The following is a 1830-nucleotide window of genomic DNA, read 5'->3' as shown; positions in this document are numbered from 1 at the left end:
ACAAAGAAACCAACAAAAAACCAACAAAACAAACAAACACGACACACTATCGAGATCCCAAACAACACACCCACGAAGGTTTCGGAAAGCCGTCCGGCTCACCTCTTCCCTCAAGGCCTGGAGTAGATTAGCCGGACCGTCTGACGCTCGTCAAGCCCGAAATCGGTGATCCCGGTCTCTTTCGAGTCCATCGCCGACATCGATGATGCCGCAGCCCGACTATCTATTTCTCCATGCCACCGCACTCGCCCGCAGGCCCGCGCGGCAGCGAGGAGTAATTTAGGCATATCGGCCGGGATGACGTCAAACAGATTGGAAGTGACGTCCGGCACTCAGGTGCCACCACCGCTCCGCGGCCACAGTTAGGGTAGCCACATGGCTCCTCGCTCCTCCGGCGGCGACCGCGAACGCTACGCGGTGGACTACGACTGGCTGTGGAACCGGCGCGATCCGACAGCGGCGGCGATTCTGAGGGTGTCCGTCTCCCACCCCACGCCACAGTTGGCTGCACATGCCCTGGAGCGATTTCTCGCGACACTCCCCACCGATGCCAAGGGCGTGCAGGGGCATGAAGGCTGGGCCGTGTTCCCGGTCGCCGGCGATCCGTCTGCCACGGTCAGCTCCATCGACATCGTGTCCGGGGGCGAGGACGTCTCCGATGGAATTCAAGCCGGTGCGGACGCCGTCTTCAACGCCTTGGCACAAGTCGACGGCATCGGCTTGGCCTGGCACCAGCTTGCGGCCGATGCCGTTCCCGGCACCCCCGCCGCCGCCCACACGTGCTCATCAGCGTCCCAGCAGGAACTCCCACTCACGCCGGATGAGCCCGTCCTCGATGACGAACACGTCTAGGGATCGCTCACCGTCATCATTGACCAACATCGTCGCAATCAGTCGCCGTTCACGATCACTCATCGCCTCAACACAACGGAACGTGGTGGCGGAGTTCGCGTAAGCGGACTTGATTGCATGCAGGTACCGCTCTTTCCCAACGATCTTGCGCTCACGGCTGCCGTCGATCAGAGTCCACTCGACTTGGGGGTGTAGGAACGTGGCATACGCACGCCAATCCCTCGCGTTCTCCGCAACGAAGAAGCGCGCCACGATCGACTCCAGCTCGCGGTCCGACAGCGCCTCCACGCTGTGATCCTATAAGCAGGCGTACTGGAGCACCTTGCCCGGTATGCGACACCCGGATAGTCTTTGGCGCCCCGGCAGCGAGGCGTTCAGACTCGACCAGTGCCAAGGCAGTGCTAAGGCATTGACCAGCCGGGCAGGTCCAGGAGCTTACGTGGACACTCGTACAGTCCTCGAAATCATCGGATGGATCGGATCCGGTCTCGTCGTCATCTCGCTCGTGGTAGCTAATCAGCGCACCTTCCGCGGCCTCAACCTCACCGGCTCACTCATAGCCACCGCGTACAACGTGGTCCTTGGGGTTTGGCCCGCCGTGGGCATGAACGCCACCATCGCACTCATCGATCTGTACTGGCTGCTGCGGCTGCGCGGCACCGCTCCGCTGACGGCCGATTCCGCGCCGGCTACGCACCGCGATGAACGCCCCTCAGTGGAGGATGTGCTGTCGGAGGATTGACCGCACGGACGACGTCGACGCGGTCAGAAGCAAGCCAAGCAAGGCGGCGGAAATGAGTGGCAAGCGCAAAACGCTGCCGACGCACCAACCACAGCCCGGCCCCTGCCGCAGCGCGAGCAGCATCAGCGATGGGGCCGGGCGGTCGGCGCATACCGCAGCGTTGAGTTATCGGCGTGAACGTGTTGCTAAAGATCGGGATTTTGGTTGCTGTGGTGCGGGGAAGTCGGGGTGATTAT

General features: G+C 62.3%; 3 protein-coding genes. 2 read left to right on the top strand and 1 reads right to left on the bottom strand.

The features are described from left to right. The first annotated feature begins 375 nt into the window (after positions 1-375). A complete protein-coding gene (locus tag DRB06_RS14090; RefSeq protein WP_111820282.1) occupies positions 376-852 on the top strand; it encodes a hypothetical protein in 477 nt (158 codons plus the stop codon). On the opposite strand, the gene DRB06_RS14085 is transcribed toward DRB06_RS14090, so the two are convergent. Beyond that, entirely contained in the window at positions 787-1140 is a 354-nt protein-coding gene (locus tag DRB06_RS14085) for a nuclear transport factor 2 family protein (RefSeq protein WP_234415914.1), read from the bottom strand. The genes DRB06_RS14090 and DRB06_RS14085 overlap by 66 nt on opposite strands. Positions 1141-1291: 151 nt before the next feature. On the opposite strand from DRB06_RS14085, the gene DRB06_RS14080 reads away from it, so the two are divergent. After that, the gene (locus DRB06_RS14080) at positions 1292-1594 is read left to right on the top strand and encodes a YgjV family protein (RefSeq protein WP_073329223.1); all 303 of its coding nucleotides are present in this window, start codon (positions 1292-1294) and stop codon (positions 1592-1594) included. Positions 1595-1830: the final 236 nt, after the last annotated feature.

The organism is Actinomyces sp. Z5, from assembly GCF_003287795.1.
GTDB lineage: Bacteria > Actinomycetota > Actinomycetes > Actinomycetales > Actinomycetaceae > Actinomyces > Actinomyces glycerinitolerans.
This window is presented reverse-complemented; position numbering and strand designations above follow the sequence as displayed.